Consider the following 23,717-nt stretch of genomic DNA (forward strand, 5'->3'; position numbering starts at 1 on the left):
AGCGGGAGGTGCGCCCCACGCCGCCGCGGGGCCCGCCCTCCGGGCGGGCGGAGGGAGTTCGACGACAGGACCTACGACAGCTGCTTGGCGAACCAGTGCTCCGCGTATTCCTGGTCGTTGTGCGGATCGGTCTCCACGTACCCGAGGCGGGCGTACAGGGCGCGGGCCTCCACCAGGTCGTGGCGGGTGTCCAGGACGATCCGCCGCGCGCCGAGCGTACGGGCCGCCCCCTCGGCGGCGGACACGAGCAGCGGAGCGCCGCCCCGGCCGCGCAGCTCCTTGCGGACGAAGACCCGCTTGAGCTCGGCGGTGGCCGCGTCCAGCAGCCGCACACCCGCGGTCCCCACGGGCTCGCCCTGATGCCGGGCGACCAGCAGCAACCCGCCCGGCGGGGCCAGATAGTCGCCGCGGTCGGCGGCGATCTCCCGCTCCAGCTCGTCGGGGTCGGTCGGATGCCCCTCGTGAAGCTGGTACCACCGGTCGCTGACCTCGGTGTAGTACGCGCGCCACAGCGCGGCGGCGACCGGCGAGTCATGGGCTTCCGGGGTTATGGTCCAGGTCATGTCCGTCATTCTCCGGAGGGGCCGGGCAGCGCACGCACCCGAATATGGGTACCTCCGGAAAGTCCAGCACCTGCGCCTAGCGCCACTCGACGTGCTCGTCGCCGAGCTCGTCGAAGTGCCGCCGGCCGCCGGAGGCGAGGACGTCGGCTGAGGGCCGCCTTCCGGTTGTCCGCGGGTCGTTTGCGGGCGGCCGTCCGGGCAACCCGGGCGGGAGACGGCCCGCCGGGCCGAGAGACCGGAAGGCATCCATGTCCACAGGCGTGATCATCGTTCTGATCGTGATCGTGATCGTGGCGGCCGTCCTCGCGGGCGCGGCCGCCCTGTCCCCTCGTGCCCGCCGTGCGCGCGCCGGGGAGGGATTGAAGAACCGCTTCGGCCCCGAGTACGAGCGGACCGTGGCCCGGCACGACGGCGACACCGAGGCCGCCGAGCGTGAACTCACAGAGCGCCTGAAGCTGTACGGCTCGCTGCGCGAGCAGCCCCTGGAGCCGTCCGAGCGCGAACGCTACACGGCGCGCTGGACGGCGGCCCAGGAGCGCTTCGTCGACTCCCCGAGGGACGCGGTGGCCGAGGCCGACCGTCTGCTCGCCGAGCTGGCGGGCGCGCGGGGCTTTCCCGACGGCGGTCGCTACGAGGACCAGCTCGACGCGCTGTCCGTGCACCACCCCCGCCACGTCCACGGCTACCGCCGGCTCCACCGGGCGGCCCTCGCCCCGGCCACCGGCGCCGCCGAGAGCCGCACCGGGACGGAGGAACTGCGCGAGGCCATGCTGGAGGCGCGTGCCCTCTTCGAGGACCTCACGGCACCTGCCGGCCGCCCGGCGAAGACGCCCCCGCGGGCTCCGGCGGCCCGCAGCGCGGGCAAGTCCCGCCACGCGTGGTCGTTCCACCGGCAGCACGCGAAGGGAAGTTGAGGGCGATGACCGACAGGACACCGAACGGGGGTGCCGACCGACGGGAGGCGGCCGAGGTACGGCCGGACGAGGTCGGTCGCCAGGAGAAGGCGGAGCTGTGGCCCGACGAGGCGGGCCACGGGGAGCGGGCCGACCGGGGCGAGCGTCCGGAGGCCGCGGGGCCGCGGGCCCCGGACCGTGCCCCGCACGAGGCGCGGCTGCTGCCGCGGGACGAGTGCGACACGTTCGGGCTGCGGCTGCAGCACGCCGTCGGCGGGTTCGTCGACAGCCCTCAGGAGGCCGTCGAAGAGGCCGATCGGCTGGTCGAGGAAGTCGCCGCACGTCTTGTGGAGGCCGTGGCCTCGCGTCGGCGGACTCTCAAGGCCTCCTGGCAGGACACAGGCGACGGCCCACACGCTACCGCCGACACGGAACAGCTGAGGCTCGCCCTGCGTGACTACCGGGCGACGGCCGAGCGGCTGCTGAACATGTGAGGCGCAGGCGTGGCGCGGGGCCGCGTCCCGGACCATGTCCCGGGACGCGGCCCCGCCTGGTGCCACGCTCAGTCCGCCCCCGGGCGCCCGGTCCGGCGCTCGCGCCACTCCCGGACGATCTCCTCGACGTCGTACGGCTTGAGGCCCAGCGGCGGTCCCGGCGGCGGCTTGAACATCATGTCGCGGATCTTGACGTTGAGGTCCTCGACGAGGCGCCGTACCACCCGCTCGGACGGCGCCACCGCGGCCGCCGCCAACGTGTCCTCCGCCTCCTTGCGCAGGGCCAGCGTCGGCGGCAGGACCGCGATCCCCTCGCGGGCCATCTTGCGCTTGATCCACCACAGTTCGTCGTACGCCGTCTCGGTGACGGCCGGCGCCGGTTCGCCCGCGCCGGGCAGGTTCGAGAACTCTCCCCGCGCCTGGGCCTCGCGGATCTGTTTGTCGACGAAGGACTCGAAGCTGACGCCGGGTGGCTTGCGCTCGGTCATGGGTTCATTGTGCCGGACGTCACCCGACGGGGCGATCGGGCGAATTATCATTCCGCCTCGGTACGCCAACCGGGCTCGGCCGTAGAACACTTGAACCGCCGGAACGCTTGAACCGCCGCACTCAGGAGGAGCGCACGTGCTCGAACTCACCATGGCCTCGGTCTCCGGGGCGGACGCCGGGGCGACGGCCGGCATGCTGATGGCCGACGCGCCCAGCGATCCGGGCGCCGTGCTGCGGGTGGGCCGGGACCAGTCCGTGTGCCGGCTGGCGACGCCCGACGACTGGCTGTTCGTCTCGCGTGTCCACGTGGAATTCATGTGCGGCCCGGACGGCAGCTGGCAGGTCACATGGCTGCGTGGCTCGCACGCCGAGCCCTCCTCCGAGGTGCTCCTCACCCTGCCCGGACACCAGGCACAGCCCCTGCCCTACGGTGGCACGGCCAGGCTCCCGCACGGGGGCTCGGGAGAGCTGGTCATCCAGGACCGCACCGCCCCGCGCAGCGTCAACGTGGGCTTCTACCACGAGGTCTGAGGGGCGCCGCCGCCGTCAGCCCACCACTCGCGCCAGAGCGAACCCGTCGTACCCCTTGCTGCCCACGGTCTGCAGCGCGGTCCCGCTCAACTTCGGGTGGGAGGCGATCAGTTCCAGCGCGGCCCGGGTGCCCCGCACGCTCGGGTCCTCGCTGCCCGCGTCGGTGACCTGGCCGCCGCGCACCACGTTGTCGAGGACGATCAGGCTGCCGGGGCGGGTCAGCTTGAGAGCCCACTCGACGTAGTGCGCGTTGTTGACCTTGTCGGCGTCGATGAAGACCAGGTCGAACGGCTCCGGGCGCTCCTCGGCCAGCTTGGGCAGCGACTCCAGCGCGGGGCCGACGCGCACCTCGGTGATCTCGCCAAGGCCCGCCCGCGCGAGATTGCCGCGGGCGACCTCCGCGTGGGTGGCGCTGTACTCAAGGGTGATCAGCCGGCCGTCCGTGGGCAACGCGCGTCCCAGCCAGATCGTGCTGTAGCCGCCGAGCGTGCCGATCTCCAGGATCCGGCGGGCGCCCTGGATCCGGGCGAGGAGTTGGAGCAGCTTGCCCTGGTTCGGCGCGACCTGGATGGGCGGCAGACCGGCGGCCTCGCTGTCCCGCAGGGCCGCTGTGAGCACCTCGTCGGCGGGGGAGAGAAGGGTGCTGAAGTACGCGTCGACGTCGTCCCAGAGCTCTTGCGCTGTGGTCATGCACCATGCCTTTCATATGTCTAGTTAGGTGGGCTAACTAGTCTCCCTAAGGAATATAGACGGGGCATGCTGCCGTGTCAGCGAATATTTGCCGGTGGAGCGAGCTTCAGCCGATCGGGGGACGGCCTCGCGACGACCCGGCGGTGCCGGGCGCGCCCGCGTCAACGCTCCGCGCGCTCGACCGAGGGCGCGGAACCCGGCAGTGGGCGCCCCGCCGACTCTGCCATGAACCATACGGCGGCACCGCCGATCACGGCCGCCGTCATCATGTAGTAGGCGGGCATCATCATGTTCCCGGTCGCGCCGATCAGCGCCGTGACCACCAGCGGGGTCGTGCCGCCGAACAGTGACACGGAGACGTTGAAGCCGATCGAGAGCAGGGCGAGCACCTTCTGCCGGCCGATGCGGTCGCCGAGCGGCCCGAAGACCATGCCGCCGAGCGGGCGGACCAGGAAGGCCGCGGCGAAGGCGCCGAAGGTGGACAGCAGCTGCGCGGTCGGGTTGCCGGACGGGAAGAACACCTTGCCCAGCGTCACCGCGATGTAGCTGTAGACGCCGAAGTCGAACCACTCCATCGCGTTGCCGAGCGCGGCGGCCTTCACGGCGCGCCTGACCAGTGCGGGGTCGGTGACGGTGGCCTGGGGACGGGCCGGGGTTCCGGGGGCGACGGGTGCTGAGGGTGGAGCGACGGTCGGCAAGATTCCGCCTGCCTTTCGACGGGGACAAGGACGGGCCCGCCGTCCCGCGGAGGACCGCGGCGGGCCGGTGGCCTGCCCGGGGGCGGGCCGAAAAGCGACCATAGGGGCGCTCGGTGTCATTGCGGTCGGTGATCGACCAACTCCGCACAGCGCGTAAAGGCGGCGTACGCAGGTGCGACGGACGGGCCGCGAACGTCCGCAGGCTGGCCCGTTTGTGATCCTTCTCGCGCACGAGGGCTGGAACCGGATCGTCCGCGCACTATCGTCGTCCGGACAAAAGTCCGGCGGATCTCAGGTGAAGCGGGGGTTGCCTGCGTCTCACAGCGGGGGTGACGCAAAGCTCATAGGGTTCGGACGGGGTACGGACGGGACGAACGGGGCGGGAGGGCCGACGGGGCGTGGCGAACGTGGAGCACGGCGGGCAGATGAGCGGTGCCTTCGGGGCGGGGGCTGCGGAGCAGGCAAGGGCACGGCTGAAGGCGGCCCGTGTCGGCCTCTGGATGGTGGCCGCCATCCTGGCGGTGCGGCAGATGACCGTCGTCCTGAGCACACCTCGGGGCGACCGGCTGACGGACCTCGAGACCTGGGTGGGGCCCAACGGGGTCCTGCACGTGAACGGGTCGCTGTACGACTCGACCCGGTTCACCGGCACGCCCTTCGGCGGACTCGTCCTCAAGCCGCTCACCCGGGCGGCACAACAGGCGCTCGGCTGGAGCTGGACCTTCGGCACGCTGCTGCTCGTCGTCGCGCTCGGTCTGATCGCCGCACGCGCCCTGCCACAGCCGGTGACCCGGCGCAGCTCGCTGCTGGCCGCGCCGGTCGCGATAAGCCTGCTGATGCTGTCGTTGCCGGTGCGCAACACCCTCTACCTCGGCCAGACCAGCATCATCCCGGTCCTCCTGGTGCTGCTCGGCTGCTTCGCCGTGCGCGGGGAGCGGACCGGCGGTCTGCTGATCGGCCTGGGCGCCGCGCTCCAGCCGACCGTGCTGCTGTTCGCGCCCCTGCTGTGGTTCACCGGCCGCCGCCGTGCCGCCGCCTCCGCCGCCGGGACGTTCGCCGTGTGCACCGCGCTCGCCTGGGCTGCGATGCCGCACGACTCGTACACCTACTGGGTGCACCACCTGGCGGGCGTCGGCCTCGGCGGCAAGGCCGACGACCACGCCAACCAGTCCCTGCACGGCGCCCTGCTCCGACTGGGTCTGTCGGGACCGCTGGAGATCGGCCTGTTCTTCGTGCTGGCCACCGCCGTCGCGGCCGTCGGGCTGCGCCGCGCGATCCGGTACGCGCGCGACGGACAGCTGCTGCTCGCCGTCGCCGTCACCGGGTGTGTCGCCGTCGTCGTCTCACCCACCAGCTGGCAGCACCAGCTGCTGTGGGTGCTGCTCGCGGTGGTCGGCCGGGTCGGCAGGAGGGCGTCGGACCGGTACGTGTGGCCGGTCGCCGTCGTGCTCGTGATGACGCTGCCCGCGCAGATGATGCTGCCGAACATGGCGGCCCTCGAACCGCTCCGCGACAACCTGGTCCTGGTGGCCGCCCTCGCCGCCGCCACCTTCGTACCGTTTCTGTCGAGGACGTCCCCCTACTACCGGGCGCCCGTACCCACCCGGTACGCGCGGCCCGTACCCACCCGATGGAAGCGCGTACCGCTTCTGCCGTTCCTGCGCCGGGTCCTCACCCGCCCCAACCTGCTGCTCGAAATGCTGCTGATCCGGGTCACCTACGCCGCCTACGCCCAGGTCAGGCTTGCGGCGACCGGCGACAGCAACACGGCGGGCCGGGCCACCGCCGAGCAGCACGGCGACCAGATCCTCACGGTCGAACGGTTCCTGCACATCGACATCGAGCACTGGGCCAACCACGCCGTCGTCCAGGTCGGCTGGCTGCGGGGCTTCTTCGACACCTACTACGAGTCCTTCCACTTCGTGGTCCCGCTGGCCGTCCTGGGCGTGCTCTACTGGCGCCGCCCGGTCGACTACCGGTGGGCGCGCTCGGCGCTCGGCTTCACCACCTTCGTCGCGCTGGTCGGCTTCTGGCTCTACCCGCTGGCGCCGCCGCGCCTGATGCCGCACCTCGGCATCATCGACACCGTGCACGGCGTCCAGGACTTCGCCAAGCCGGACTACGGCACGCTGACCGCGCTGACGAACCAGTACGCGGCGATGCCCTCGCTGCACTTCGGCTGGTCCCTGTGGTGCGGGCTCACGATCGCGATCCTCGCGCCCAAGTGGTGGATGAAGGTGCTCGGCCTGCTGCACCCGTTGTTCACGGTCTCCGCGATCGTGGCGACCGGCAACCACTGGGTCCTGGACGCGGTCGGCGGCGCGGCCGTCGTCGGCGCGGGCCTCGGGCTCACCTGGCTGCTCCAGGGCCCGCGTGCCCGGACCGTGCAGGCCGAGGCGGAGGTCAGCAGCGTGCCGGTTCCGGTGACGGCCCGTACTCCGAGCTGATCCGGTACGCACCCGGCGCGGTGACCGTCAGCCGTACGAACGCTCCTTCCCGGGTGAGGCAGCCGCCCTCGGCGTGCAGCCAGGGCGAGTAGGCGATCCGGACGGTCACCGAGCCGGGCCGCGGCATCCGTACGTCCAGCTCGGCGTTCGTCGTGCGCAGGACGGTGGCGGGCGCCGAGACCAGCGGCACGGCGCCGCGCACCCGGTACACCCGCCAGTGCGCGTCCTGCCACACCGGCTGCAGCCAGGCCGGCCGGTGGTCGCGCACCAGGCGCGCCTCGTCCTCGGCGTACCCGTCCGGTTTGCCCAGTGGCAGGACGACGAAGCCCACCGCCCAGTGGTCCAGCCAGTTGCGGTAGGTGGCCGCCGAGAACGTGCCGTCGTAGAAGAGACGGCCGCGCTCCATGTCGAGCTGACGGTTCCAGCCGCGGGCCAGGTTCATGTGCGGGGCGAGCACGGTCGCCTCGCGGTGGTTGCGGGCCGGGACTGCCTCGACCCGGGTGCGGTCGGCGCCCAGCCCCTCAAGGGCCCGTACGACGCCGCCGGTGTCGGCGGCCCAGGCCGGCACGGCGGTGGACACCCTCAGGTCGTCGGCGGTCTTGCGGCCCACCCAGACGACGGAGAAGACGAGCGCGGCGATCAGCAGATTGCGCCGCAGCACTCGCAGCCCCGGCGCGGTGAGCAGCACAGCGAGCAGCGCGGCCGGCGCGAACAGCTCCGCGAGCCGCTCGACGTTCGTCCCGATCGGCGAGGGGATCAGATACGCGAGGACGGTCCCGACCGCATACACGACCCCGCTCCACCGCGCGACCCGCCAGCCGCGCGGGGCCAGCGCCGCCACGGCGAGCCCGAGCAGCGCCGGCTGCCAGATACGGTCGGACGGCATCAACTGCTCGCCCGCGAACGGGAACAGCAGCGTGGTGGTGGCCACCACCACGAACGGCGGCACCAGCAGGACGAGGGCCCGCCCCCAGTCCCGTACGAGCAGGAAGCCGGCCCCCACCACGGCCACGAACAGCCCGGCCACCGGGCTCGCCGCCGTCGCGAGGGCCGCGTACGCCGCCGCCGGCGCCAGCCGCCGCTCCCTCCCCCCTTCTCGGCTCTGCTCGAGCGGGGGGACCCCCACCAGCAGCACACAGCCCGCGAGACCGAAGGCGACACCCAGCGCGAACGTCGTGCGGCCCGACGCCACGTTGCACCACAGTGCCAGCGAGGCGAGCAGGGCGGGGCCCGCCGGCCGTCGGACCCCGGCGCGCACGATCAGCACCGCGGCCAGCCACGAGGCGGTGACACCCGAGACCACGGTGACCGTGCGTACGCCGAGCACGGCCATCAGGTACGGGGAGATCAGGCTGTAGTTGGCGGTGTGCATCCCGCCGTACCAGAAGAGGTTGTACGCCGACTCGCCGTATCGGGAGGCGAATCGGGCCCACGCCTCCTGGGCCGCGAGATCACCGCCGCCGGTGGCCAGGAACAGCCACCACACCGCGTACAGCGGCAGGGTGGGGAGCGTGGCGAGGAGCGGGATCCGATGGCGGTCCCGGAATGCCTGGAGGGGACGGTTTTGGAGAGCGGCCGGGTCCTCCGGCCGGACGAGGGTGAGCTCGGCAGGGACCACGGGTGCGCGTTTCCGTTCGACATCTGCGTCAGGTGGGACGACTGTGCCCCCTTGAAGACGTGAAAGGAAAGAGGAGCGTTCACCCGTTGGTGGGATGTGTGCGGCGGGGGAGGCAGGGGCGGGGCGTAGGGGGGGATGCCCCTGCCTCCCTCGGGACGGGCCGGCGGCGCCGGGAAGCCGACGGCCCGGGTCCGTCAACTCGCGATGACCCGGAGTTCCTTCACGCCGTTGATCCAGGCCGAGCGCAGGCGGCGCGGGTCGCCGGCCGGCCTGAGGTTCGGCATGGCGTCGGCGATCGCGTTGAAGATGAGGTCGATCTCCAGCACCGCCAGGGACTTGCCGAGGCAGTAGTGCGGACCCCCGCCGCCGAAGCCGGGTGCGGGTTGGGGTCGCGGGTGACGTCGAAGGCGTCCGGGTGGTCGAAGACCTCGGGGTCGTGGTTGGCGGAGGAGTAGAACAAGCCGACGCGGTCGCCCTTCCTGATCTGCCTGCCGCCCAGTTCGGTGTCCTGGGTGGCCGTGCGCTGGAAGGAGACCACCGGGGTCGCCCAGCGGACGATCTCCTCCGCGGCGGTCGCCGGGCGTTCCCGCTTGTAGAGGTCCCACTGGTCGGGGTGGGTGAGGAAGGCGTGCATGCCGTGCGTGATGGCGTTGCGGGTCGTCTCGTTGCCGGCGACGGACAGCATCAGGACGAAGAACCCGAACTCGTCGGAGGCGAGGTTGCCCTCGTCCTCGGCGGCCACCAGCGTGGAGACGATGTCCTTGGCCGGGCACTGCTTGCGGTCGGCGGCCATGTTCATGGCTTAGGCGATGAGTTCGGTGGCCGACTCGGCGCCGACCTCCTCGGTGATGGCGTACTCCGGGTCGTCGTACGCGATCATCTTGTTGGACCAGTCGAAGATCTTGGCCCGGTCGTCCTGCGGGATGCCGATCAGCTCGGCGATGGCCTGGAGGGGCAGTTCGCAGGCGACCTCGGTGACGAAGTCGAAGGGCCCCGGGTGGGCGAGGGCGTTCTCGACTATGGCGTGCGCGCGGCTGCGCAGCCTCTCCTCCAGGGCGCGGATGGCGCGCGGGGTGAAGCCGCGCTGCACGATCTGCCGGACCCGGGTGTGCTCGGGCGGGTCCATGTTCAGCATGATCAGCCGCTGGCCGTCGATCGCGTCGCGCTCGATGTGCTCGTTGAACCGGATGATCGCGGTGTTGAGGGAGGAGGAGAAGAGTTCCGGGTGTGTGGAGACGTACTTGACGTCCGCGTGCCGGGTCACGGCCCAGTACCCCTCGTCCTGGAACCCGGCCACGTTGCCCGGCTGAGCTATCCAGCACACCGGTTCCACCCGGCGCAGTTCGGCGAACTCCGGGAGCGGCACGCGGTGGTGCAGCAGATCGGGGTCGGTGAAGTCGAACCCGTCGGGCAGCGCGGGACAGGGCATGGCGACCCCCACCATTCTGATGGCCCATCAGCAATTGCCCGTGAAGGTAGTAACGGGTTCTACAAGTCGCAAGGGGTGTGGCGTCCCCAATTGAGTGCGGGATTCGTGCAGATCGCGACTTCGGAGGCTGCAAGACCCTTGCGGCCTTGGACGAGATGTCAGCAGACAGACTGCACGCAGAACTAGAACGCGTACTAGTTCTGCGTGGCGGGTGGTCGGGACGCCCGCGCCGCGCGGGTGACCGAGGAGAGGACGAGCCCCCCATGGCCGCGGAACCCGTGATCGTCGAAGCCGTACGCACTCCCATCGGCAAGCGCGGCGGCGCGCTCGCCCATCTGCACCCCGCCTACCTCCTGGGCGAGACCTACCGAGAAATCCTCGGCCGCGCCGGCATCCACGCCGACTGCGTCGAACAGATCGTCGGCGGCACGGTGACGCACGCCGGCGAACAGTCCATGAATCCGGCGCGTACCGCCTGGCTGACCGTCGGACTGCCGTACGAGACCGCGGCGACGACCGTGGACTGCCAGTGCGGCTCCTCACAGCAGGCCGCGCACATGGTGGCCAACATGGTCGCGGCGGGCGTCATCGACGTCGGTATCAGCTGCGGCGTCGAGGCCATGTCGCGGGTGCCGCTCGGCTCGGGGTCCAAGCACGGTCCGGGCAAGCCCTTCCCGGACGAGTGGAACGTGGACCTGCCCAACCAGTTCGAGGCGGCGGAGCGCATCGCCCGCCACCGGGGCCTGACCCGCGAGAACGTCGACTCGCTCGGGCTCATCTCACAGCAGCGGGCCGCGATCGCCTGGTCGGAGGAGCGGTTCAAGCGCGAGACGTTCGCCGTACAAGTGCCGACCACCGAGGAGGAGCAGCGATCCGGTCAGGGTATGTGGCGGCTGGTCGACCGGGACGAGGGGCTGCGCGACACGTCGATGGAGGCGCTGGCGGCGCTCAAGCCGATCATGCCGACGGCGGTGCACACGGCCGGCAACTCGTCGCAGATCTCGGACGGCGCGGCGGCGATCATGTGGGCGTCGAAGCGGATGGCACGAGCGCTGAAACTGCGGCCGCGGGCGCGGATCGTGGCCCAGGCGCTGGTGGGCTCGAACCCGCACTTCCACCTGGACGGTCCGATCGACGCGACGCGGGCGGTGCTGGGGAAGGCCGGGATGTCGCTGAAGGACATCGACCTCGTGGAGATCAACGAGGCGTTCGCGTCGGTGGTGCTGAGCTGGGCGCAGGTCTTCGAGCAGGACCTGGAGAAGGCCAACGTGAACGGGGGCGCCATCGCGCTGGGGCACCCCGTGGGCGCGACCGGCGCGCGACTCATCACGACGGCGCTGCACGAACTGGAACGCACCGACAAGGAGTTCGCGCTCATCACCATGTGCGCCGGTGGCGGGCTGGCCACCGGGACGATCATTCAGCGGTTGTAGTCCACTCGACGAACGCGCTGAAGGTGGAGGGCGCGAAGGCGAGTACCGGGCCTGTGGGGTTCTTGGAGTCGCGTACGGCTACGGCGGCGCGGGGGAGTTCGGCGATCTCGACGCAGGAGCCGCCCTGGTCGCCGCTGTAGCTCGACTTACGCCAGCGGACCCCTGCCGGAACCGCGTTGCTCTCCATAGCGTTCCTCCATCACGCGCCGCATCAGCTCCGCCGAGTCCCTGAGGGAGAGCGCGGCGGCCTGGAGATGATCGTAACGGAGCGAGCAGTCCTTGACGGTGTCCGGATTGGCGGTCGGATGCCCGCTGCCGTAGCCCTCGGTGTAGACGATGTCCGGATCGCTTGTGAAGCGGAAGATGTCGAACGAGCCTTGCGAGCCGGCGTGCGCTCCGGCCGAGAACGGCAACACCTGAATGTTGATTCGGGGATTGCCCTCGAAGGACGACAGGCGGGCCAACTGCTCCCGCATGACCTTCGGACCACCTGTCTCCTGGTGTAGTACGGCCTCACTGATCACCGCCCAGAACACCGGCGGCTCGCCCTTGTCGAAGACGTGCTGGCGCGCCAGGCGTACAGCGGTGCGGTCGTCGAGGTCGGTCTGGTCCAGCGCTCCGAGCACCGCGCGTGCGTACCCCTTGGTCTGGAGCAGACCGTGCACGAGGTGCGTGTGAAAGGTGCTGATTTCAGTAGCCCGCGCCTCCAACTCCGCCACCTGTTGGAACCACGACGGAAGTTGGCTACGCATCACCAACCCGACCAGCCGCGACAGTAACCCACCCGTCCCCAGCGCCGCATCCACCCGCTCACTGAACTCCGGCGTGGGCAGCTTGCGTGCCGTCTCGACCTGTCCCACCAGCGAACCGGTGTAGTTGATGATGTCGCCGAGCTGCTTCTGTGTCAGCCCGGCGGACTCACGATGCCGACGCAGCTCGAACCCGTAGTAGTCGAGCGGTGAGGCGCCCGGGTCGAGGACGTTGATGTGGGTCACGCACGGCCCCTCTCGCGCACACCGGCCCACTGAAGGACCAGTTGTATCCGATCTGTAGCCGAGCGTAGTCGCGCGAGGTCAGCCTCGTGGTGTGAACGACTTCATTCCTTCCGTCCTCCTGGGCCCTCGTCCCGCCCAGTACCGCATGTGTCTCGTCGCCGGTGAGCACTCGGCGCGGCACATCCGGCGCGTCGTCCGCTCGTTCCTGCGCGAGTGGGAGATGGCGGATCTGTCCGATGCCGTGGAGCTGGGGACGACCGAGCTGATCGCCAACGTCGTACGCCATGTCCCGGACCGGCGCTGCACGCTGCTGATGCTGCGGCAGACGGCGGGAGTCCGGGTGGAGGTGACCGACGGGTCCTCCCAACTCCCCTCGGTATCCCTTGGTTTGCCGCAGGATGCGGAGAGCGGTCGAGGGCTCACCCTGCTGGACGCGATGGTCGACAAGTGGGGTGTGGAACCAGGATCCTCGGGTGGCAAGACCGTCTGGTTCGAGTGCCTTGCCTCCTGAACGTCGTCGCGCGGTTCACTCCCGCTCCGACACCGTCACCGCCAGCGCCCCTGTCGTCAGTGCCGCGATGAGCAGCGGGATGGCCAGGCCGTGGTGGATCACCAGCCACCCGCCGAGGGCGGCACCCGCGAGCAGGGCGATCACGGAGGCCGCGCGGCGAGGGGACCGTCTGCCCGAGCCGCCTCCGGCCCGTGAGTCGGAGGCGAGCCCGGTGAGAGTCGTGGTGAGGACGGTCGTCGTCGTCAGATCGGTCACGCCCAGCTTCCGGACCGTGGCGTTGCGCATGCCCATCGCGAAGGCCGTCAGCACGATGAGTGTGTAGACCGTGCCGGTGGTGCCGGGTGCGGCGAAGGCGACCGCCGAGGCCGCACCCACCAGGACGGCCTCCACCGCGAGTGTCGTCCGGGCCCAGGCGCGCCGCGCATCACGGCCGTACCGTCGCCCGGCGCGTCCGCCCGCCACCGCCCCCAACAGGAACGCCCCCAACGAGGCGAGCGAGTACGGCGTGGAGAAGCCCGGCGCGCCGGTGGCCGCGAAGCCGAGCACCACCACGTTGCCCGTCATGTTGGCCGTGAAGACGTGCCCGAGTCCCAGATAGCTCACGGCGTCGATGACCCCGCTGACCACGGTCATCACCAGGAGCGCCGGTACCAGGCGCAGTCCGCGCGCCTGGGGGCCGTGCTCCTCGGCATCGGTCGTCTCCGTCGTCATGGGGCCTCCGGTCAGCGGGACGGGCACGGTGCGGTCAAGTGCACCACGGAGGCCTGGGCACGCCCCGGACCTCGGCGTCGGTCTCCTCGGCGTCACGGGGAGGCGGACGGATACGCCGAAGGCGGCGGTCCCGGTTTCCGGGACCGCCGCCTTAGCAGCAGCGAGAGCTCGGCTCGATCAGTACCAGTGGTGGGTCGACCAGAAGTTCCACGCGGCGGCGGGGCTGCCGTAGCGGGAGTTCATGTAGTCGAGACCCCACTTGATCTGGGTGGCCGGGTTGGTCTTCCAGTCGGAACCGGCGGCCGCCATCTTCGAGCCCGGCAGCGCCTGGACCAGGCCGTAGGCACCGGAGGAGGCGTTGGTGGCGTGGACGTTCCAGCCGCTCTCGTGGGAGACGATCTTGTTGAACGCTTCGTACTGCGTGGCGTCCGGAATCATCTGACGCGCGATCGCCTGGGCGGAGGAGGCCTCAGTCGGGGTGGCGGCCTGAGCGGGCGCCGAGGTGAGCACCATGCCGGTCGCGGCGGCGGCCACGGCGGCGGTGGCGAGAGCCTTCTTCGGGGAAGCGATGCGGCGGATGAAAGAAACGGACACGTGAAACCTCTCGTTGGGGACTGGGGGGTCGTGGCATGCCGGAACCACGCGGGGCGTGGTGGGGGCGTGCATCGGCGCCGCGGCCCGTGTGGGCTCGTCGGCGCCCGGCGACGTCATCCAGAGAAGCAGTCCGAGGACGTGTCCGCAATGCCCCCTTTTACTAGTTGTGGCCGCATCCGAGAAGACGGTCTCCTCTGTGATCTGGCTCTCAATCCGCAGGTCGGACGGGTAAATTGCCGCGTGCATGCCATTGCTGGCGGCTACGGCCGTGGGTCGTAGGTGACCGTGGTCACGTGGGGCTCGTCACGGTTTGCGTGACGGATGGTCGATGGCGGTGACACGGAGCGGAGTGGAGTGCTGTGACCCGCGCCGCATGCGGGGGAGTTGGGATGTGACCCAGGTCGCCGCCCGCGGATGGCCGGGAACCCGGGCGAAGCCGCGTGAATGTGACCGGCGCCGCACACGCGGGAGTTGGGATGTGACGGGAGTCGCACGGTCGGAGGGCGCGAGTGTGACCGGCGTCGCGCGGATGGAGGGCGTAGTGTGACCGGCGCCACACGCTACCGGGGTTCGAAGGTGACCGGGCTCTCGAAAGCCGCGCGGCGGGTCGCCCGGCGCAGCGCCTTGAGCACGGCCGGGCCCAGGAAGAAGGTCAGGACGACCGTGACGACGGCGCGGCCCAGGTCCCAGCCCAGGGAGGTGGCGAGGCAGAACGCGAGGAAGCGGGCGAGGTTGGCGGCGAGCCCGGCGTGCGGGTCGAAGGCGATGTTCGAGGCGAGCGCGTCCATGAAGGGCCAGCCGGCCAGGTTCATGATCGTTCCGTAAGCGAATGCGGCCAGGAACCCGTATCCGGCGAGCATCACCACCTCGCTCCGACCCCGCAGCCGGTCCTGGCCCGGCAGCAGTCCCGCGCCCAGCGTGAACCAGCCCATGGCCAGCATCTGGAACGGCATCCACGGCCCGACCCCGCCGGTCAGCAGCGCGGAGGCGAACATCGTCACGGCGCCGAGCACGAACCCGAACCCCGGCCCGAGCACCCGCCCGCTCAGCACCATCAGGAAGAACATGGGCTCGATGCCGGCGGTCCCCGCGCCGACCGGCCGCAGCGCGGCGCCGGTCGCGGCGAGCACGCCGAGCATGGCCACGGCCTTCGGGCCGAGCCCCGACTCGGAGATCGTCGCGGCCACGACGGCGACGAGCAGCACGAGCAGCCCGGCGAACAGCCAGGGGGCGTCCTGGGCGTGCGCGCCGAGCGGCGAGGAGGCGTCGGCGAACAGGGGCCAGACGAAACCCACGGCACCGACCGCGCTCACCAGGGCGAGGGCGGCGAGGGCACGGGGGCCGAGGCGGACGGCACGGACCCGGGAGGGCGTGGCCGGACGCGGCAAAGAGGGCGTGACCGATCGTGACCGACCGCTCGTCATGACGACAGGGCCTTTCTGACCTGGGCGACCGTGAGCCACCGCTGCGGGGCGAGGACCTTCGCGACCTGGGGTGCGAACGAGGGGGAGGCGACGACGACCTCGGCGGTGGGTCCGTCGGCGACGACCTCGCCGTCCGCGAGGATCACCACACGGTGGGCGAGTTCGGCGGCCAGTTCCACGTCGTGGGTGGCCAGCACGATGGCGTGCCCCTCGGCGGCGAGCCCGCGCAGCAGGGCGACCAGACGGGCCTTCGCCGCGTAGTCGAGACCCCGCGTCGGCTCGTCCAGGAGCAGCAGCGGGGGCCGGGCGGTGAGCACGACGGCGAGGGCGAGCGCCAGCCGCTGCCCCTCCGACAGGTCCCTCGGGTGCGTGTCGTCGGCGACGCCCGGCAGCAGTTCCGACACCAGGGCCCGGCAGCTGCCCGGGGCGGCACCCGCGTCCCGGTCCGCAGCCGCGCACTCGGCCGTCACCGTGTCCGCGTACAGCAGGTCCCGTGGCTCCTGCGGTACGAGGCCCACGCGTCGTACGAGGTCGCGCGGGGCGGCGCGACGGGGAACCACGCCGACGGTCCGCACGGAACCACGGGCCGGCTCGACGAGCCCGACGAGCGCGGCCAGCAGCGTGGACTTCCCGGCGCCGTTGCGTCCCATCAGAGCCACGGTCTCGCCTGCCGTGACGGTGAGGTCGACCCGGCGCAGGGCCTCGATCCGGCCGCGGTGGACGGCGAGGGACGTGACAGCCGCCGCGGGGTGGGGTGTCGGGGTGTCCGCGGCGGTACGCCGGCGCAGGAAGCGGCGCGGGGCGGGGGCTTCGGGGAGCGGGCTCGCGTCCACACCGGGACCTGGGCCGTCCACGGGCGTGCAGCCCGCGAGCCGCTTGCGCAGGGCGCCCGCGCGGCGACGGGCGTCGCGCACCGTCAGGGGCAGGGGCGACCAGCCGGCCAGCCGGCCCAGCTCCACCACCGGCGGGAACACCGGGGAGAGGGCCATCACCTCCGCCGGGGTGCCCGCGACCGGGCCGGCACCGGGGCCCGGGAGCAGGACGACCTGGTCGGCGTACTGGACGACCCGTTCCAGCCGGTGTTCGGCCAGCAGCACCGTGGTGCCGAGGTCGTGGACGAGCCGTTGCAGGACGGCCAGGACCTCCTCGGCCGCCGCCGGGTCCAGCGCGGACGTCGGCTCGTCGAGGACGAGGACCTTCGGGTGCGGGGTGAGCACCGAGCCGATCGCGACGCGCTGCTGCTGCCCGCCGGAGAGGGCGGCGATCGGCCGGTCCCGCAGCTCGGCGAGTCCGAGCAGGTCCAGGGTCTCCTCGACCCGCCGCCGCATGACGTCCGGGGCGAGCCCCAACGACTCCATGCCGTAGGCGAGTTCCTCTTCGACCGTGTCCGTCACGAAGTGGGACAGGGGATCCTGCCCCACCGTGCCCACCACGTCCGCGAGGTCGCGCGGCTTGTGCGTGCGGGTGTCGCGCCCGGCCACCGTGACGCGGCCGCGCAGGGTGCCGCCGGTGAAGTGCGGGACCAGTCCGCTCACCGCGCCCAGCACCGTCGACTTGCCGACCCCGGACGGGCCGACGAGCAGCACCAGTTCGCCCTCCGGAACCTCGAAGTCCACTCCTTGAACGGCGGGTTCCGCGGCCCCGGCGTACGTCACGGAGACGTTCTCGAAGCGGATCACACGGGCTCCTCGGGGGCGGGGGTGACGAACGCGGGCAGCAGGCCGAGCAGCACCGCCGCCGCGGGGAGCAGGGGGAACGCCGGGGCGGTCAGGGGTACGACGCCGGGGCGCAGGGCGGCCGGGTCGTAGGCGGCGCAGACGGCCAGCGCAGCCGCCGCCGCGGTCCCGGAACCGGCGACCAGCCACGCCTGGACGCCCCACGCGTCCGGGCGGTAGCGCGTGCGCGCCGAGCGGCGGCCGCCGAGCCGGAGTCCCGCGAGGGCGGCGGCCACTCCGGCCAGCAACAGAGGCAGACCGTAGGTGCCGGCCTCCGTGGTCAGCAGTCCGTACGTTCCCGCGCAGACGCCGAGCAGACCGCCCAGCGTGAGGGCGGCGGTGGTACGGCGGACGGCGGACGGGACGTCGGCGGTGCGGCCGTAGCCACGCGCGTCCATCGCGGCGGCGAGGGCGACCGAGCGTTCCAACGCGCCTTCCAGGACGGGGAGCCCGACCTGCAGCAGACCCCGCAGGCCCCGGTCGGGCCGGCCGCGCAGCCGGCGCGCGGCGCGCAGACGCCGGACGTCGGCGATGAGGTGCGGGGCGAAGGTGAGCGCGACCACGACCGCGACGCCCGCCTCGTAGAGCGCGCCGGGGAGGGCCTTGAGGAGCCGGGCCGGGTTCGCGAGGGCGTTCGCGGCGCCCACGCAGATGAGCAGCGTGGCGAGCTTCAGACCGTCGTACAGGGCGAAGACGAGACCCTCGGCGGTGACCCGGCCGCCGAGGCGGATGCCCTGGGCCCAGTGCGGGAGGGGGACTTCGGGGAGGGTGAGGAGGGTGTGGGTGCCGGGGACCGGCGAGCCGAGGACCACGGCGAACACAAGACGGATGGCGACGACGGCCAGGGCCAGCTTGGCGAAGGCGGAGTAGGAGCGGGACCAGGGCGCGGACGTGCGGCGGGCGGCGACGACGTAGGCGGACACGGCGACGAGGAGGGCGAGCACAAGGGGGTTGGTGGTACGGGTGGCGGCGGTGGCGAGCCCGAGCGACCACAGCCACCAGGCGCCGGGGTGCACGGCGGACCGGCCGGAGCGGGAACGAGGTGGCATCGTCAGCCCCTGCGCCGGCGGGCCTGCCATATCGCCGCCGCGCCCAGGGCGGCCACGGCGGCACCGCCCGCGAGCACACCCACCGACGGGCCGCGGTGGGGCGTGCGCGGTGCCGTCGTCCGTGCCTTGTGCACCTGTTCGCCGCACCCCTTCTCCGGGTACCCCGCGATCGCGCACAGCAGGGCGTTCGTGTCGTAGCGCAGGGGCTTGGCCACCGCCGCCAGCGCGTCCGCGGCCGTCGCCGCCTCGGGGACACGGGCGCAGACCGTTCGCGGGGCCGGCGGGGTCTCGCCGGACGGGGCGTCCGCCGCCGTACCGAAGTCGACGACCAGCGCGACGCGCTTCTCGCCGCCCCGCGCGGGCGTCTTCGCGCAGATCGTCGCGAAGTCCGCCGTCCCGCGCGGCTTCGTCGCGTCCTGGGAGTCCTCGCTCACCGCGAACCGGAAGCCCTGGACGGCCCCGTCGGCCGGGCGTGCGGCCGAGGGGCCCTGTGTGGCGTACGTCCAGCGATCGCCGTCGCGCTCCCAGAAGGACCAGTAGCGGTAGCCGACGGCCTGTGCCGGTGCGCCGGAGAAGAGGACCAGGAGGGCCAGGACCAGGACGGCCGCACCGCGGCGGATCACGGCTGCTGCTTCCTGTTGCGGCCGGACAGCAGGAAACCGACGCCGATGCCGGCGACGAGACAGACGCCGACGAACCACCAGACGCCGAGCCCGGAGCCGGAGTCGGCCTTCTTGCCGTGCTCGTTCGTCCGCTCGGCCGCCTGCGGTGCCGGACCCGTCGCGTTGAGTTCGGTGACCAGGTCGGCGCCGCCGAAGCGGTGCGGATCGGCGCCCATCGCGTGCGCGGCGAGGATGAGCTGGGCGTACGCGGCCGGGCCGCTCTGCTTCGCCCACTGCGTGGAGTTCTTCTCGAGCCAGGCGTAGGGCCTCTTCGCGGGCTTCGTCCAGCCCTGCGTGGCGAGCGCGACGACCGCGTCCGCGGTGTTGCCGTAGTCGGGCTGGTCCCCGGCACCGGGCAGCTTCGACGTCAGGTGCTGGCCCTTGGCGAGGGCCTTGGCGAGATAGGCGGCGCCGTTGTGCCCGGCCTGTTCGGGGCCGGTGGCCTTCTCGCAGACCGGCGGGGCGTCGACGGGCGGCAGGGGGTCCCCGGCCAGACCCTTGCCCAGCGCACCGACCACGGCCGCCGCCGTCGCGTCCGCGTTGGCCGCCAACGCGCCCTTCTTGTCCGGCTGGTAGGCGAAGGCGCCCGCCCCGTCGCCGTCGCAGGGGAGCGCGAGCTTCAGCAGAGCGTCGTACGGGGACTTGCCGCCCTGGCGGACGTCCTGCGGCTTCTCGCCCCCGGCGACGAGTGCGCCGATGACGACGGACGTCGAGTTCGCGTCGCTGGCGCCGCCCGGTGCGTAGCCCCAGCCGCCGTCCGCGTTCTGCACGGACTTCAGCCAGGTGACGGCCTTGCCGGTCGTGGCGTCGTGCCCGCCGAGCGCGGCCAGCGCCTGGACGGCCGCCGCCGTGTTGTTCGTGTCGAGGGGCGTCTTCGCGTCGCACGTGGCCGTCGGGTTCGCGCGGTACGGGGCGAACGCGCCGTTCGGGCACTGCTGCCCGGTGAGCCAGTCCACGGCCTTCGCGGCGGGCCGCACGCCCACCGTGTGCTGCGCGAGCAGCGCGAGCGACTGGCGCCAGACGCCGTCGTACGTGGGGTCGGTGGTGCCGTACAGGCCGGAGGGGAGCGACGGCGACGGGCCGGCCGCGAGGGCGGCCGGGGCGGGTGCGCCGCCGATCACGGCTATGGCGGTCAGTACCGCTGCGCTGCGGCGAACGATCATGATCGGCGGATGCCTCTCCCTGCGGGGAGCCGGGCAGCACGGGACACCCCGGGCGGCTCGGCTCCGTAGACCTCGACGGTGCCGTACACCGGCGGGCCGCCGGTGCGCGTGAGCCGGTCACGGTCCCGTGCGAGGCAGTCCGGCTCACCGCCCTTTCAGGCGGCTCACGGTTGCGGGTCAGCGCCGGATTCGCACCGGCTTCCCCTCGTACGGGTGTGAGGACGACCCGCCCACTCTACCGGCCGGTAGCGGCAGAGCTGAGGGCCCCCTGTGAGCACGGGTCCCACGCGGGCGCGGGCCGGGTACTGTCCGGGCATGCAGAGGGGGAGGCTGCTCGGATCCGGGCGCACGGCCGATGTGTACGAGCTCGACGAGACATGGGTGCTGCGGCGCTACCGCGGAACCCCTACAGGGACGCGGCCGCCGAGGCCGTGGTGATGGACCACGTCCGGGGGCACGGCTATCCGGTGCCCGGCATGCGGGCGGCGACGCGCGGCGACCTCGTGATGGAACGGCTGTCCGGGCCGACCCTGCTGGACGCGCTCCCGGCGGGTCGCTTCGGGCCCGAGGAGGCCGGGGCGACGCTCGCGCGGCTGCTGCGCGACCTGCACGCCCTGCCGGCCCGCCGCTCCGCCGACCCCGCCGTCCGCGTGTTTTACGCGGCACGCACGTACGCCACCGGATCGCTCTCCGCCACCGCCTCCGCCCGCCCCTGCTTCACCAGCCGGCGCAGATGGGCCTCGGCCTCCGAGACCGCGATGTGGCGCGAGCCGTACGGGATCTGGTCCCAGGGGCGGTTCCACTCCATGCGCTCGGCCAGCTGCCAAGGGGTCAGCGGGTCGCCGAGGAGGGCGAGGAGGCCGGTCAGCCGGTCCTCGTGGTGGGCCAGCAACTCCCGGACGCGGGCGGACGCGTCGGTGAACGCGTACTGGTGGGCCGGAAGCACCTCGGCGGGCCCGAGGCGGCCGACGCGTTCCAGGGAGTCCAGGTAGTCGCCGAGGGGGTCGGTCACGGTGGCGTCGTCCGGGTCCTCGTACAGGCCGATGTGCGGGGTGATCTCGGGCAGCAGGTGGTCGCCGGAGAAGAGGCGGCCATGGCCCGGGAGTTCGGACGGGTGTTCCTCTTCGAGGTGCAGGCACACATGGCCGGGCGTGTGACCCGGGGTCCAGATCGCGCGCAGTCGACGGCCCGGGAGGTCGAGGAGTTCACCGGGGACGATCTCGCGGTCGGGGAGTGCGGGGGAGAGGCCCGGGAGGCTCCGGCGGCCGCGCGCGGCCCGCAGGGGGGCCAGGTGCTCCTCGGGGGCGCCGGCCGCGGCGAGCTTGGCCGTCATATAGGTGAACCAGCGGTCAGGACGCGTCTCACGGGTCCGTCGTACGACCGCGCCGTCCGCCGCGTGCATCGCGATCCATGCGCCGGACGCCTCGCGGACCCTGCCGCACAGACCGTGGTGGTCGGGGTGGTGGTGGGTGACGACCACCCCGTGGACCTCGGCGGCCGACGTGCCGCACGCCGCCAGTCCCTCGTTCAGGGTGTCCCAGGATCCGGGGTCGTCCCAGCCCGTGTCGACGAGCACCGGACCGCGGTCGGTGTCGATGACGTACACCAGCGTGTGACCGAGCGGATTGTCAGGGATCGGGACCCTGATCGACCGTACGCCCCCGCCGTGATCGGCCGTCTGAGCCATGGGTTCCCCAATCGCCGTCCTCCGGCCAACTATAACTAGAACACGTTTCGACGGTAGCCAGGGTCACCTTCCAGGGGCCGTGTCCCGACCGTGGACTCCGTCGACCGGAACTGGTATCAGTTGCGATATCTGATGGATCGTCAGAGAATGCCCCCGGGGAGGCAGTCGGCCATGACCGAGCTCGTGGAACACGGACAGCTGTTCATCGGCGGGGAGTTGACCGATCCCCTGGGCGAGGACGTCATCGAGGTGGTCTCGCCGCACACGGAGGAGGTCATCGGGCGGGTGCCGCACGCCTCGCAGGAGGACGTCGACCGGGCCGTGGCCCTCGCCCGCCGCGCCTTCGACGAGGGCCCCTGGCCGCGGATGACGCTCGACGAGCGGATCGCGGTCGTGACGAGGATCAAGGACGCGATCGCGGTACGGCACGAGGAGATCGCCCGCGTGATCTCCTCCGAGAACGGCTCCCCGTACTCCTGGAGCGTCCTCGCGCAGGTGCTCGGCGCGATGATGGTGTGGGACGCGGCGATCACGGTCGCGCGGGACTTCGGCTACGAGGAGCGGCGCGACGGCGTCCTCGGGAAGATCCTGGTGCGGTGCGAGCCCGTCGGGGTCGTGGCGGCCGTCGTGCCGTGGAACGTGCCGCAGTTCGTGGCCGCCGCCAAGCTCGCGCCCGCGCTGCTCACCGGCTGCGCGGTCGTGCTCAAGCCGTCGCCCGAGTCGCCGCTGGACGCGTACATCCTCGGTGAGATCGCGCGCGAGGCCGGTCTGCCGGAGGGCGTGCTGTCGATCCTGCCCGCGGACCGCGAGGTGAGCGAGTACCTCGTCGGGCACCCGGACATCGACAAGGTGTCCTTCACCGGCTCGGTCGCGGCCGGCAAGCGCGTGATGGAGGTCGCGTCGCGGAACCTGACGCGGGTGACCCTGGAACTGGGCGGCAAGTCGGCGGCCGTCGTGCTGCCGGACGCGGACGTCTCCCAGGCCGTGGCGGGGATCGTCCCGGCCGCCTGGATGAACAACGGCCAGGCCTGTGTGGCCCAGACCCGCATCCTCGTGCCGCGCTCGCGCTACGACGAGTTCGCCGACGCCTTCGCCGCCGCGGCGAGCGCGCTCGTGGTCGGCGACCCGCTGGACCCGGCGACCCAGGTCGGCCCGCTGGTGGCCAGGCGCCAGCAGCAGCGCAACCTCGACTACATCCGCATCGGCCAGGAGGAGGGCGCCAAGATCCTCACCGGCGGCGGACGTCCGCCGGGCTTGGACCACGGCTGGTATGTGGAGCCGACCCTCTTCGGTGACGTCGACAACTCCATGCGGATCGCCCGCGAAGAGATCTTCGGACCCGTCATCTGTCTGCTCCCGTACGGCGACGAGAGCGAGGCCGTGAAGATCGCGAACGACTCCGACTACGGGCTGAGCGGCAGTGTGTGGACGGCGGACGTCGAGCGTGGCATCGAGGTCGCCCGTCGGGTGCGGACCGGAACGTACTCGGTGAACACCTTCAGCCTCGACATGCTCGGCCCCTTCGGCGGCTACAAGAACTCGGGCCTGGGGCGCGAGTTCGGGCCCGAGGGGTACGGCGAGTTCCTGGAGCACAAGATGATCCATCTGCCGGCCGGGTACGGGGAGGCGTAGCGCATGGGCGACCGCTGGCACATCGAGGTCGACCGCTCGGTCTGCATCGGCTCCGCGCAGTGCGTCCACCGCGCGGCCGACGTGTTCCGCCTCGACTTCGCCCGGCAGTCCCAACCTGTCGAACCGGACGCCGACGCGGCCGAGCAGATCCTGGCCGCGGCGGAGAACTGCCCGGTGGAGGCGGTTGTGATCACGCTCGTGGGGAGCGGGGAGCCGGTGTACCCGCCGGAAGACTAGGTCGCGCGGGGTGTATGCCTGGATTGCCTAAAAAATCATGATTCAGAGGGTC

General features: G+C 72.1%; 24 protein-coding genes and 1 pseudogene. 9 read left to right on the forward strand and 16 right to left on the reverse strand.

The window, feature by feature from the left end; translation table 11 throughout:
• Positions 1–71: 71 nt before the first annotated feature.
• On the reverse strand, positions 72–563 hold the full coding sequence (locus tag ACZ3TS_RS29075; RefSeq protein WP_467623707.1) for a GNAT family N-acetyltransferase: 492 nt from the start codon (positions 561–563) through the stop codon (positions 72–74).
• On the opposite strand from ACZ3TS_RS29075, the gene ACZ3TS_RS29080 reads away from it, so the two are divergent.
• The 3 genes from ACZ3TS_RS29080 (at position 562) to ACZ3TS_RS29090 (ending at position 1,950) form a co-directional block, all read left to right on the forward strand.
• A complete protein-coding gene (locus ACZ3TS_RS29080) occupies positions 562–714 on the forward strand; it encodes a hypothetical protein (RefSeq protein ID WP_467623709.1) in 153 nt (50 codons plus the stop codon). The genes ACZ3TS_RS29075 and ACZ3TS_RS29080 overlap by 2 nt on opposite strands.
• 97 nt (positions 715–811) lie before the next feature.
• Positions 812–1,477, forward strand: coding sequence for a hypothetical protein (locus ACZ3TS_RS29085; protein WP_467623712.1), 666 nt, complete (start codon positions 812–814; stop codon positions 1,475–1,477).
• A 5-nt stretch (positions 1,478–1,482) separates the two neighbouring features.
• The gene (locus ACZ3TS_RS29090) at positions 1,483–1,950 is read left to right on the forward strand and encodes a hypothetical protein (protein ID WP_467623714.1); all 468 of its coding nucleotides are present in this window, start codon (positions 1,483–1,485) and stop codon (positions 1,948–1,950) included.
• Between the two features lie 68 nt (positions 1,951–2,018).
• Here ACZ3TS_RS29090 and ACZ3TS_RS29095 read toward each other — a convergent pair whose 3' ends face one another.
• Positions 2,019–2,438 (reverse strand): DnaJ family domain-containing protein, encoded by a 420-nt coding sequence (locus ACZ3TS_RS29095; protein ID WP_467623716.1) that lies wholly within the window; start codon positions 2,436–2,438, stop codon positions 2,019–2,021.
• Positions 2,439–2,574: 136 nt separating this feature from the next.
• Here ACZ3TS_RS29095 and ACZ3TS_RS29100 point away from each other — a divergent pair, with 136 nt between their 5' ends.
• On the forward strand, positions 2,575–2,970 hold the full coding sequence (locus tag ACZ3TS_RS29100) for a hypothetical protein (RefSeq protein ID WP_467623718.1): 396 nt from the start codon (positions 2,575–2,577) through the stop codon (positions 2,968–2,970).
• Positions 2,971–2,985: 15 nt separating this feature from the next.
• Here ACZ3TS_RS29100 and ACZ3TS_RS29105 read toward each other — a convergent pair whose 3' ends face one another.
• A complete protein-coding gene (locus ACZ3TS_RS29105) occupies positions 2,986–3,660 on the reverse strand; it encodes an O-methyltransferase (protein ID WP_467623720.1) in 675 nt (224 codons plus the stop codon).
• A 161-nt stretch (positions 3,661–3,821) separates the two neighbouring features.
• A complete protein-coding gene (locus tag ACZ3TS_RS29110; RefSeq protein ID WP_467623723.1) occupies positions 3,822–4,358 on the reverse strand; it encodes an MFS transporter in 537 nt (178 codons plus the stop codon).
• A gap of 398 nt (positions 4,359–4,756) precedes the next feature.
• On the opposite strand from ACZ3TS_RS29110, the gene ACZ3TS_RS29115 reads away from it, so the two are divergent.
• Entirely contained in the window at positions 4,757–6,805 is a 2,049-nt protein-coding gene (locus ACZ3TS_RS29115; RefSeq protein ID WP_467623725.1) for a bifunctional glycosyltransferase 87/phosphatase PAP2 family protein, read from the forward strand.
• Here ACZ3TS_RS29115 and ACZ3TS_RS29120 read toward each other — a convergent pair.
• Positions 6,762–8,423 (reverse strand): hypothetical protein, encoded by a 1,662-nt coding sequence (locus ACZ3TS_RS29120; RefSeq protein ID WP_467623727.1) that lies wholly within the window; start codon positions 8,421–8,423, stop codon positions 6,762–6,764. The genes ACZ3TS_RS29115 and ACZ3TS_RS29120 overlap by 44 nt on opposite strands.
• A gap of 194 nt (positions 8,424–8,617) precedes the next feature.
• Positions 8,618–9,852: pseudogene (locus ACZ3TS_RS29125) on the reverse strand (cytochrome P450).
• Between the two features lie 263 nt (positions 9,853–10,115).
• Here ACZ3TS_RS29125 and ACZ3TS_RS29130 point away from each other — a divergent pair.
• Positions 10,116–11,285, forward strand: a complete 1,170-nt coding sequence (locus tag ACZ3TS_RS29130) for a steroid 3-ketoacyl-CoA thiolase (RefSeq protein WP_467623729.1) — start codon at positions 10,116–10,118, stop codon at positions 11,283–11,285.
• On the opposite strand, the gene ACZ3TS_RS29135 is transcribed toward ACZ3TS_RS29130, so the two are convergent.
• Positions 11,269–11,472, reverse strand: a complete 204-nt coding sequence (locus ACZ3TS_RS29135; protein ID WP_467623732.1) for a DUF397 domain-containing protein — start codon at positions 11,470–11,472, stop codon at positions 11,269–11,271. The genes ACZ3TS_RS29130 and ACZ3TS_RS29135 overlap by 17 nt on opposite strands.
• Complete coding sequence (locus ACZ3TS_RS29140) at positions 11,432–12,280, reverse strand: helix-turn-helix domain-containing protein (RefSeq protein ID WP_467623735.1); 849 nt, start codon at positions 12,278–12,280, stop codon at positions 11,432–11,434. Before ACZ3TS_RS29140 ends, ACZ3TS_RS29135 begins: the two co-directional genes overlap by 41 nt.
• Before the next feature lie 91 nt (positions 12,281–12,371).
• Between ACZ3TS_RS29140 and ACZ3TS_RS29145 the strand changes: the two genes are divergently transcribed.
• A complete protein-coding gene (locus ACZ3TS_RS29145; RefSeq protein WP_467623737.1) occupies positions 12,372–12,791 on the forward strand; it encodes an ATP-binding protein in 420 nt (139 codons plus the stop codon).
• Between the two features lie 15 nt (positions 12,792–12,806).
• Here ACZ3TS_RS29145 and ACZ3TS_RS29150 read toward each other — a convergent pair whose 3' ends face one another.
• The 8 genes from ACZ3TS_RS29150 to ACZ3TS_RS29185 all read right to left on the reverse strand — a co-directional run bounded on the left by ACZ3TS_RS29150 (position 12,807) and on the right by ACZ3TS_RS29185 (position 21,796).
• Positions 12,807–13,502 carry a YoaK family protein gene (locus tag ACZ3TS_RS29150; RefSeq protein ID WP_467623740.1) on the reverse strand — a complete coding sequence of 232 codons (696 nt, stop codon included), beginning with the start codon at positions 13,500–13,502 and terminating at the stop codon, positions 12,807–12,809.
• Positions 13,503–13,679: 177 nt separating this feature from the next.
• Complete coding sequence (locus ACZ3TS_RS29155) at positions 13,680–14,096, reverse strand: aggregation-promoting factor C-terminal-like domain-containing protein (protein ID WP_467623743.1); 417 nt, start codon at positions 14,094–14,096, stop codon at positions 13,680–13,682.
• A 560-nt stretch (positions 14,097–14,656) separates the two neighbouring features.
• Positions 14,657–15,520, reverse strand: a complete 864-nt coding sequence (locus ACZ3TS_RS29160) for an ECF transporter S component (protein ID WP_467623746.1) — start codon at positions 15,518–15,520, stop codon at positions 14,657–14,659.
• Positions 15,517–17,199: an ABC transporter ATP-binding protein gene (locus ACZ3TS_RS29165; protein WP_467623748.1), complete on the reverse strand. Its 1,683-nt coding sequence runs from the start codon at positions 17,197–17,199 to the stop codon at positions 15,517–15,519. The genes ACZ3TS_RS29160 and ACZ3TS_RS29165 overlap by 4 nt, the downstream gene beginning before the upstream one ends.
• Entirely contained in the window at positions 17,196–18,284 is a 1,089-nt protein-coding gene (locus tag ACZ3TS_RS29170; protein WP_467623751.1) for a CbiQ family ECF transporter T component, read from the reverse strand. The genes ACZ3TS_RS29165 and ACZ3TS_RS29170 overlap by 4 nt, the downstream gene beginning before the upstream one ends.
• 2 nt (positions 18,285–18,286) lie before the next feature.
• Complete coding sequence (locus ACZ3TS_RS29175) at positions 18,287–18,907, reverse strand: SCO2322 family protein (RefSeq protein ID WP_467623753.1); 621 nt, start codon at positions 18,905–18,907, stop codon at positions 18,287–18,289.
• A complete protein-coding gene (locus tag ACZ3TS_RS29180) occupies positions 18,904–20,109 on the reverse strand; it encodes a prenyltransferase/squalene oxidase repeat-containing protein (protein WP_467623756.1) in 1,206 nt (401 codons plus the stop codon). Before ACZ3TS_RS29180 ends, ACZ3TS_RS29175 begins: the two co-directional genes overlap by 4 nt.
• 655 nt (positions 20,110–20,764) lie before the next feature.
• On the reverse strand, positions 20,765–21,796 hold the full coding sequence (locus ACZ3TS_RS29185) for an MBL fold metallo-hydrolase (RefSeq protein WP_467623758.1): 1,032 nt from the start codon (positions 21,794–21,796) through the stop codon (positions 20,765–20,767).
• A gap of 171 nt (positions 21,797–21,967) precedes the next feature.
• On the opposite strand from ACZ3TS_RS29185, the gene ACZ3TS_RS29190 reads away from it, so the two are divergent.
• Positions 21,968–23,428, forward strand: coding sequence for an aldehyde dehydrogenase (locus ACZ3TS_RS29190; protein ID WP_467623761.1), 1,461 nt, complete (start codon positions 21,968–21,970; stop codon positions 23,426–23,428).
• A gap of 3 nt (positions 23,429–23,431) precedes the next feature.
• Positions 23,432–23,665 carry a ferredoxin gene (locus tag ACZ3TS_RS29195; RefSeq protein ID WP_467623763.1) on the forward strand — a complete coding sequence of 78 codons (234 nt, stop codon included), beginning with the start codon at positions 23,432–23,434 and terminating at the stop codon, positions 23,663–23,665.
• Positions 23,666–23,717 lie beyond the last annotated feature (52 nt).

This window comes from Streptomyces sp. NPDC022910, from assembly GCF_055561075.1.